Origin of the sequence: Microcoleus sp. S13_C3 (assembly GCF_036700905.1) — a bacterium.
GTDB lineage: Bacteria > Cyanobacteriota > Cyanobacteriia > Cyanobacteriales > Microcoleaceae > Microcoleus.
Genome location: NZ_JAUBPT010000008.1, coordinates 1 through 9,204, shown reverse-complemented (window position 1 = coordinate 9,204; position 9,204 = coordinate 1). Strand labels below are relative to the sequence as shown.

8 protein-coding genes are annotated in these 9,204 nt (G+C 45.7%); 2 read left to right on the top strand and 6 right to left on the bottom strand.

The annotated features are described in order from the left end of the window. Positions 1-198: 198 nt before the first annotated feature. From map to QUA16_RS03845, 4 genes are all read right to left on the bottom strand, one after another. On the bottom strand, positions 199-960 hold the full coding sequence (gene map / locus QUA16_RS03860) for a type I methionyl aminopeptidase (protein WP_333105054.1): 762 nt from the start codon (positions 958-960) through the stop codon (positions 199-201). 42 nt (positions 961-1,002) lie between these two features. Then, positions 1,003-2,079 carry a glycosyltransferase family 4 protein gene (locus tag QUA16_RS03855; protein ID WP_333105056.1) on the bottom strand — a complete coding sequence of 359 codons (1,077 nt, stop codon included), beginning with the start codon at positions 2,077-2,079 and terminating at the stop codon, positions 1,003-1,005. 107 nt (positions 2,080-2,186) lie between these two features. Then, positions 2,187-3,380, bottom strand: a complete 1,194-nt coding sequence (locus tag QUA16_RS03850) for a HEAT repeat domain-containing protein (protein ID WP_333105057.1) — start codon at positions 3,378-3,380, stop codon at positions 2,187-2,189. A 661-nt stretch (positions 3,381-4,041) separates the two neighbouring features. Continuing rightward, on the bottom strand, positions 4,042-4,170 hold the full coding sequence (locus QUA16_RS03845) for a hypothetical protein (RefSeq protein WP_333105058.1): 129 nt from the start codon (positions 4,168-4,170) through the stop codon (positions 4,042-4,044). 313 nt (positions 4,171-4,483) lie between these two features. Here QUA16_RS03845 and QUA16_RS03840 point away from each other — a divergent pair, with 313 nt between their 5' ends. Together QUA16_RS03840 and QUA16_RS03835 are read left to right on the top strand one after the other, a co-directional pair. After that, entirely contained in the window at positions 4,484-6,232 is a 1,749-nt protein-coding gene (locus tag QUA16_RS03840; RefSeq protein ID WP_333105059.1) for a CapA family protein, read from the top strand. Between the two features lie 149 nt (positions 6,233-6,381). Beyond that, entirely contained in the window at positions 6,382-6,609 is a 228-nt protein-coding gene (locus QUA16_RS03835) for a transposase (RefSeq protein WP_333105060.1), read from the top strand. 116 nt (positions 6,610-6,725) lie between these two features. Here the strand turns inward: QUA16_RS03835 and QUA16_RS03830 are convergent, their stop codons facing one another. Further along, complete coding sequence (locus QUA16_RS03830) at positions 6,726-8,057, bottom strand: Rieske 2Fe-2S domain-containing protein (protein WP_333105062.1); 1,332 nt, start codon at positions 8,055-8,057, stop codon at positions 6,726-6,728. A gap of 369 nt (positions 8,058-8,426) precedes the next feature. Continuing rightward, positions 8,427-9,204, bottom strand: a 778-nt coding sequence (locus QUA16_RS03825; RefSeq protein ID WP_333105063.1) for a hypothetical protein, incomplete at its 5' end; no start/stop codon positions are given.

Below are 9,204 nucleotides of genomic sequence, written 5' to 3'. Positions count from 1 at the left end.
CCCCACCCACCCATAAATACAAACCTACATTTTCGGATTCGATGCAAATTTCAGGTTGATGTAGGTTATCGGTTGTGGCGGGGCGGGTTTATCTAGATTGTTGATAATCGTTAGATATTGTCGGTGAAACCCGCCCCTACGGGATATGGTTGATTATTGATTTAGGGGTGAGTTTTTCAGATTGTTTGTTAATGATTGCTAAAGCAAAGTCAGAATTTCCACCCCAGAATCAGTCACAGCCAGAGTGTGCTCGAATTGAGCCGAAAGCTTGCGATCCTGCGTGATAGCAGTCCAACCATCAGCCAAAATTTCCACTTCCCAAGTACCCTCATTAATCATTGGCTCGATCGTAAAAACCATGCCTTGTCTGAGCTTCTTCCCCGTGCCCCGCTTACCGTAGTGCAAAATTTCCGGTTCGGTGTGAAAAACGCGGTGAACGCCGTGTCCCGCAAAATTTCGCACTACCGAAAAACCCTGTGCTTCAGCATATTCTTGAATCGCTGCACCGATGTCACCGGTACGAGCACCCGGTTTGACTTCCGCAATTCCTCTTCTTAAACATTCCTCGGTTACTTCAACTAACTTTTTCGCTACCGCTGAAGGTTTCCCGACAAAAAAAGTCTTGGAAGTATCGCCATGATAACCGTCAACTAAAGGCGTTACATCAATATTAATAATGTCACCTTCTTTAAGAATTTGTTTCGCATTGGGGATGCCGTGACAGACTACTTCATTGACGCTTGCACACAGAGATTTGGGAAATCCTTTATAGCCTAGCGGAGCGCTTTTTGCTCCGTGTGCCAAAGTCCAGCGTTCGGCTTCATCGTTAATTTCTAAAGTGCTGACACCGGGTTTTACCATCGGTTCGAGATGCCGAAGAAGTTCGGCAGCTAAGCGACCTGCTTGGCGCATTTTGTCTATTTCTCTGCTCGATAAAAGCACTAAACGTTCGGTTGCCATAGTTGTTTTTGTTTGCTTTTTTGTGGTCGATTAAGAGTTTATTTAACTCAACTTTAGAATAGATTTGAACCAGTGTTCACAACGATCGCCCAAAGCTGCTAAAGAATATTCTACCTCTGCTTGTCGCCGGCAAGCGCTGCGGTCAATTTGGTCTAAGCGGGCGATCGCACCTACCAAGCCATTTACACTATCAGGCTCCACTAAAAAGCCCGTCAGTCCGTCTCTAACAATTTCCGCCGGCCCCCCGCGCTCGTAAGCAATCACAGGCACACCGCACGCTAAAGCCTCGATCGCGACATTTCCGAAAGCTTCCACCCAACGTGGTGTCATCAACAATGCTTGGCACTGACGGACTTGCTCTTGCATTTGGGTTGTTGTCAGAAACCCTAAATATTCTACCGGAGCATCCGGGTAATCTGCACAAATTTTTTGCCAATAATCCTCATCTTGCATTTTGCCCATAATTTTCAGGGGAATGCCTGTAATTTTCGCTGCCGCCACTGCATCTTCTAAGGCTTTTTCCGGGGCGATGCGGCCTAGCCAAGCTAATTTAGACTGCGGTTTGTTGCAAAATTCGTACAGGGATAAATCTATGCCGCTTCCCAACAACTGACATTCAGCGGCAAAGGCGAATGTTTTGGCTTGAGAAGCGGTGTGAACTCCGATCGTACCAGGAAACTGGACGGCGGTTTGTCCGGCAATGCGATCGAGGGCTGCGGAAAGGGAGCCCATGCTGATCAAATGTGCGATCGGAGTCCTAAAAAAAGGTGTCAAATAAAACGGCAGCCAATCGTAGGCAAAATTAACAATGACATCCCATTCATCCTGAACTTGGCGAGCATATTCCCACATATTCGCCAGCACAGAATCTGCGGGCATCACAATAGGATCATTGTAATCTTGTGTTTGGGCGGTTACTTGCAAATCACCCGTTATTTCGATTACAGGAATTGATTCTAAGACTGAACCTATCGGCGCTACAACCGCTATTTTATGACCTCGGCGGTGCAATTCTTTAGCGATGTTAAGGACTATAAGTTCGACTCCGCCGCCCAAACCCGAACCGAGTTGACCGACCGAAGTGGAGAGCAACAATATTTTCAAATAGTCAGTAGTCATTAGTCAGTAGTCATTAGTCAGTAGTCATTAATTCTAACATAATCTAACTTATAAATTCTCCCCTCTAAAATCTAAAATCTAAAATCCCTTGAAAATTGCTAGACTTATCAATCCATCCCCGAACGCGGACGGAGGCGGTTCAACTGATTGATTGCCCAGCGAGCCGTTTCCTGAACTTCTGGATCTGGATCGTCCGTCGCACGGTGCAACAAGTAACTGATTTGATTCACCAATTCATAAATCCGCGTCAAGTCGCGAATTGCATTTTTACGCACTTCGGGATTTTCATTTTGCAGCGAAATTGACCACGCATTATTCATTGGTTTGAGAGTACGAATGCCAATTTCCGAGAGACTTGCCAAAATTAAACTGTACTGCTTGGAGTCGGAATTTGCTAGCAAATCGAGCAAGGGCTCAACTGCTCTGGAATCTCCCCGCTGGCCGAGTTCCCAAATTGCTTTGCCCCTCTTTGCCGGATTTAGGTGCTGCAAATCTTCAATCAGTGCTTCAATAATATCAACTTTAGGTCTACCATCCGTTTCGGGAAGGGCAATACCTTTCTTCTTCGCTAGGGAATCGGTTTGATTAGTTGTTTCGGGAATGTTGAAACCTGTGTTGCTGTACCCATTGCTATGAGTTTCCAAGGGCGGGGTGTCGGAATTGATTCGATCGCCCTCGACTGCTGCATTCTGGGATTCGGGTTCCCCGGATTCCAGGATAAACGGTAAAGGTCGATCGCTGCTCTCGATACTGTAGTTTTTTGGCAAACCAAAAGGGTAGGGCAAGGCTGACAGCGATTGTCCTCCAGAAGAATTCTCTTGCGGTCTAATTTCGTGCGAGTTTATAGGAGAATCGGGATTAGTAAATTGAGAGTTTCTTTGGTTGTGGCGATCAAATCTTCCCCGTCTTCGCTTAGAATAATTTGACTCGTCACTGCTAACTAATTTGAGCATGATAAATACTGCCGCTGCCGTGACGACAACTGCTGCCAAACCCAACATTAAGAACCCCCGCTGACGAGACAAAGTGACGATAAAATTGGATACCGATTTCGGGATCTTAGAATTAGATTTGGACGTTTTGGACGGCTGAGATTTGTTTTTATCGGGCGCTGGAGACGGTTTTGGAGGCTTGGAATCTTGGCGATCGTCCGGGGGAGAGTTCGCCTGAGCAATTTCTTGGGAAACAGCACGCGCAGAGGCATTGAGTACCTGGTGCTTTCCGTCCGCACTTGGACTGAACGCAGCGCCCAGACAGGCAATGCAGGTGAACAAACATACAGAGGAGCGGTAATGCGCCATAAGACTCAATCCGGGTTTTGAGAGGCAACGCCGCATGACGAGCTTTAGTTTAACCTTGAGTTAGCTCGATCCTAGCTGCTATGGGCTTAACTAACTTACAAATAGCACCAGACTAGCGAAAAACCCTGGTTTGAGAGGGCACCGAGCCAGATATTATAAGCACAATTGTGTCATTGACGTGCAACTCCTTTAAATAATTAGTTTAATTAGTTTAAAACGAACAACTACATCGGCGGCCGCGACTTTAGCAGCGGCATCCCGAAAGTTGATTGCAGCTAATCTCATCTACGTGCAGTGTGCAGTGCAGGCCCCGCAGCGCAGCATTGCGGGGGCGTTAGCAGACGATTGTGGCTAGCCGTCGATTTCTCACCAATAGCGTGGCTTGACCAAAATTTTAACAAGCTTCCGAGCCTGCGGGTCGATCGTTTTTGTGTGAATTTGGGCGGAAGTGGGACAGGGGCATTGGCACTGGTAACGAGAAACTCGGTTTTTTCGTTAATTCTTCGCTGCTAAACCGCATATTTTCAGTACATTCCAGACGCACTCTCGACGCTCACAAACCAGTTTTATTTACCCAAAATGCTGTAAGAAAGAGAGCGCTGATTTGACCGATGTTAATTTGAAGGGGGCAATTATGCCGGATAGAAGTGTTGGGAGCATCTCATATTTGTAAAAATACTTCTTCTGGCTCCTTCCTTCTTCTGGCTCCTTCCTTCTTCTGGCTCCTTCCTTCTTCCTCTTTCCTTCTTCCTCTTTCCTTCTTCCTCCTGCCTCCTGCCTCAAAACTCAAAACTCCAATTTCTAGCGGAGGGCTGCAAAGGTGAGATGCTCCCGAAGTGTTTGGGCGATCGACTAAAATAACCGTTAGGAAATATTGTAGTCAGCTAGCAAGCGCCAAAAATCATACTATCTTGTAAAAATAGGGTCGGATTTAGTTAGGAGCTATAGTGAGAGCGAGTAGACCCTTTCACGCAGGCGTCCTCTGCCAAGGTTTTGTTTATTTGTACCCACTTACTTAAGTTAAATCGAGCGGTATTTAATGCTGTGCCGCCAAATTTGATATAAGATCGAGCTAAATTTCTAGTGTGAGAGTAGAGGCGTTTGTGAGCCAACAAGATATTTTAAATTTAGCAAAAGAAGGCGATGCCAGGGCGATCGCATTTCTGATCGGCCAAGCACTCCAAAGCTTCGGCGTCACGGCTAAAGCCAGCCGGGAAAATGACACCCTGCACCTGCTGCTGGAAGCAGAACATTTACCCGCAGAAGAAGCCTGTCTCCGAGTCGCAGTCAAAGGGTTGCAGCGACTGCAACCAAATAACGTTGACTCAGTGACAATTTACGGGCGGCGGGGCGGCCAGCAATTGCCCGCTTGGACTCAGACGGTAGAATTAAAAAAACGCTTGACTTCCGCAGCAGTGAGTCCGTTAGTTGCCGTGAATGCCGCAGTAGCTGCGAGTGCAGCAGTAGCAGCTAGTGTAGCCGCTTCTCCCATTCCTGTGACTTTGCCGAAGCTAGAAAAAACTCAAAATGTCACAACTGCGCCCCCTCAAACACCAGAAAAATCTCCGCCCCAACCCCCTAAAATCCCTACTCGAAAACCCCCAAACCAAAGGCAGCAAAAGCCATCACCGCAGCCAGAATTAGCAGGCACTAAAACTAAAAAATCTGGGCTGTCAGTCGGTGTTCTGAGTCTAATTCTCGTACCGATATCCGGCCTTGTGCTGGCTTCTCAACTTTACAAATCCTCACCCACCGCTACTAATCACCCTCCAACGTCAAAGCCTGCAGTACAAGAAGTGAGCTCGACACCCGCAGCCAAACCCCTTCCCGATCCAAAATCGCCCTCCCCGGCTGCCAAAAAACCTGCCATTGTACCCGCCACTGTACCCGCCACTGTTAGCATCAAAGCAGTTGGTGACATGATCCCCGGCACAAATTATCCCTACAACAAACTGCCGGCAAAAAAAGAGATGTTATTAGAGTCGGTAAAACCGTACCTCAAAGGAGCTGATATTCTGTTTGGCAATTTTGAAAGCACGATGACCGATTATCCTTACAGTTCCAAAGCAGGTGGCGGACGAATGCTGTTTGCCTTTCGGACGCCTCCAAGTTATGCAAAAATTTTCAAAGATGTTGGTTTTGATATTTTGAATGTTGCCAACAATCACTCTTACGATTTTAACGAGCAGGGATTTAATGACACGATTAAAAACATCGACAGCAATGGCATGAAGGCTGTTGGTAAAAGAGGTCAAATTGTTTATCAAAATGTCAAGGGTGTCAAGTTTGCCTTTATCGGTTTCAGCAACTACGGCGAAGTTCACAATTCCTTGCTGGAACTGAAAGCGGGATCCGAAGTTGTCAAAAAAGCCAAGCAAAACGCTGATATTGTAGTGATATCAGTTCATGCTGGAGCTGAAGGAACGGGAGCTCTGAATGTGAGAAATAAAACTGAGTTCTTTTACGGAGAAAACCGGGGAAATATGGTTTTGTTTTCGCGGACGATGATTGATGCGGGAGCAGATTTGATTTTGGGACATGGCCCGCACGTTACCAGAGCTATGGAGCTTTATAAAGGTAAATTGATTGCTTATTCTCTGGGAAATTTTTTGGGTTATCGCACTTTGTCCACAGCCGGAGCACTCGGTAAATCTCTAATTTTGGATGTGAAAATGACTCCGCAAGGGGATTTTGTTTCTGGTAAGATTATCCCCATCCAACTTGACGGGCGAGGTGTGCCGACTGTTGATAACAATTTTAGGACTGTGGGGTTGATTGACCGTTTGACCAAGAGCGATTTTCCCAAGACAGATTTGAAAATTGATGACAAGGGGATAATTTCCAAGAAATGATCGGGGCAATTATTTACTGAAGAAGTGCCTTATGACTCAATACGGTTCAGTTAGCGCTTTCAGACGAATTTCATTTCACGCATTTATCAGAGTTCCCGACTTGTGAAAGGAAATCAGATTATTCTTATCTGAACCGTATTGAGACCAAGATGATCGTCAAAATAGCTCAGACAGAGTTCAAGGATTGGCTGAATTATGTGCAAATATTTTTCCAAGAATCAACTTCGACAATTGTTAATCATTTTGAAGGGATTTGTAATTACTTTCTTAATCGCACAACAAGTGGAGTGATCTCAGGAATCAATAATCGAATTAAGTTAATTATGCGACAAGGATATGGCTTTTCAAACTTTGATAATTTTCGAGAAGCGTATTAGCTTGCTTTTCTAATTAGATAAAAATATCACCGCAAGTTCATGAGAACCCGCTAATCTAGTGATAACTTTATCTAACAAATTAAGCAAGCTAATAGTTTTTCCAAGCATGAACGCTTCTATCTGTCCGCATGGATGTAGTCCACAAAGTAAAATTTCGGACGAAGCCAGAATCTCAGCCAAGCGTAAGCTCCTAGACCTAATAGTGCTGTCACAATTAAGGGTAAACCCAGAGTCAGTTGCAATCTATCGGGAAGGAGAGCAACAGCGGAAACAGTAATAGCAAAGTAGATTAAAAGCACTGCTTGCAAGCGTTGCACAATCAAAAGTGCTTCTCGACAGCTACGACAATGTTGGGTGTGTTGTTTGTAGCGATCGAGGGTTTGTTCGCGATCGCTATTGATATTCCGTGTTGGTGGAACATTGATTCCAACTTCGCTCCAAGGTAGTTGTCCGTGACAATAGCGATCGAACCAATTCCTAAACTCTATTACTAAACGGTCTGCACTTGTAGGTAGCTTATAGGCAGTTGTCCAGCTTTGGGTAGATTGTGTTTGTTGGAGAAAATATTCTTGCTGCTGTAGAAGAACCATATCTCCATCAAGAAGCAGATTGCGATTGCTGATGTGATCCCACCAACGGGGTGTGAGATGATGGAGTGTTTTGCCAAAGTTACGGGTAAAAGAAGCGACTATTCTGGACTTACCTGGAGATACAGGTATACAGTAGGTGATAAGTCCAAACTGTTTGCTGCCATCGTTAAAACTGAACCCATACTCCAAGCGACAAGGTGGTTCAAAAGTGATTGTTCTTTGTACATCTGTTCCTATAGTCGCTTCAATCAAATTGGCTGTTGATTGCACAATTTTGATCGGGAGCGGTCTTGCTTGTTTGCGATTGCCCTGCACGCCGTGATGAGCAAAAGGAACATGACTCGGATCTGCCAAATTTTCCACAAGGGTTTCCCAATCATATTCTAAATCTCGTACAAAAGAAGACCAAACAAAGCCTTTAGTTGCATCTATTTGCGGTGACAAAGGCAATGGTGTATCGGTAGCTTGTTGGCTTGATTTTGCATCTGGCCAAATCCAGAGTAAATCCTGTTGCTGACGAACTGGTAGTGCTACAGCACACAGATTTTCTTTATTCTTGCTTACAAGTTCTGGATTTTCCGCTTGGGGAATATGAGTACAAATTCCTTGCCGATCGTATTGCCAACCATGATAGCTACACATTAAATTCCCTGTTTCGTCATCAATGCGACCCTCACTTAGGGGAGCAAGCCGATGCGGACATCGATCTAAAAACACTTGGAAAGTTTCAGATGATTTTGGTTTCCAGATGACTAAACGCAGTCCCAGAAGTGTCACAGATGTTGGTTGCTTGGGATCTAAATCTTTGACTGGCGAAAGAGGATACCAATGCTGAAAAAAATTGAATTCGGGTTTCATTTTATCTCCTGAAGGCAGAGGACAGGAGGCAGGAGAAATGCTTCCGTCCTCTGCCCACGACTAAAAGCAGTAAGGGTTTAAAACCCCTTCCAAATCTGGAGATTTGGGAGCACTCGTTTAGACGGGGTTGGAATCCCTGTCTAAACGAAACATAAGAGCCTCCTTATTTTAATCCCAGACGCCACGAACTGTATAGCGGCTTGCACTTTATTTACGCGTGGGCTCCCACACCCTACATCCCACACCCAGTGAATCAACCTGATGGGAATGTAGGGTTCTGCTCAATGAGTTTTCTTGTGGAGTGGGCAGGAGATCCCGCCCAAAAAAGGATTATTGATATTGGTGCAAGATGTGAGTTATGACGAGAAGCTATACTTCCGGTGACTCCTCAAATAAGCGATCGCCCCGGTGCAATCGATCGGCCATTTGATAAGTTTGTGCTTGCGATCGCACTGTCGGGGCATGGGCGGCTAAATACCTTGCCGCCGCTACTAATACCACAATGCGATCGCCCGCATTCTCTAATAAAGCATACTGGCGAAATGCCACTTCTACCTGCTGAATAACGTGGAAATCCCGATTTTCCCGCAGCATCAGTTTTCCTAAAACTGCCATCAACCGTTCCGATTTGCCACCGCTATATAAGTATTTGGCAACTAATTTACCGACTTGATTCACCTGTTGCTGTCTGTCCAACAAGTCTGGCAGTTGTTTGAGCAATTCCTCTGGATTCTCAACTACATCTGTTGGTTCGGGAAGTCGCGCAGGCGGTACATTTAAGAAACGGTTGAGATATACGCCGATCGCTGCATCGAAAACTCCCCGCAGCAACTCTACTGAAGGCGATCGTCGCAATCCTTGATGCACCGCATTCGCAAAGGTAAAGGGATGGTGCGCTGAATTCCAGTCGCTGTGGTCGTTATTCGTATTAAACCGGGCTACGCGGAGGGCAGCAGCATAAGTGACTGCACTGGCTAATTCGTCTTCGCTACAACCTTCTTTCAAGGCAGTTAAAAGTGCATCGACGATCGCCAATACATCTTCGCCCAACAACATCGGAATTAACTGTTCTGCTACACAAATACTAGACAAGTCTCGACATTTGCTTCTTACTTCATCGGGAGCATGGGAGCGGTTATCCCTCAGT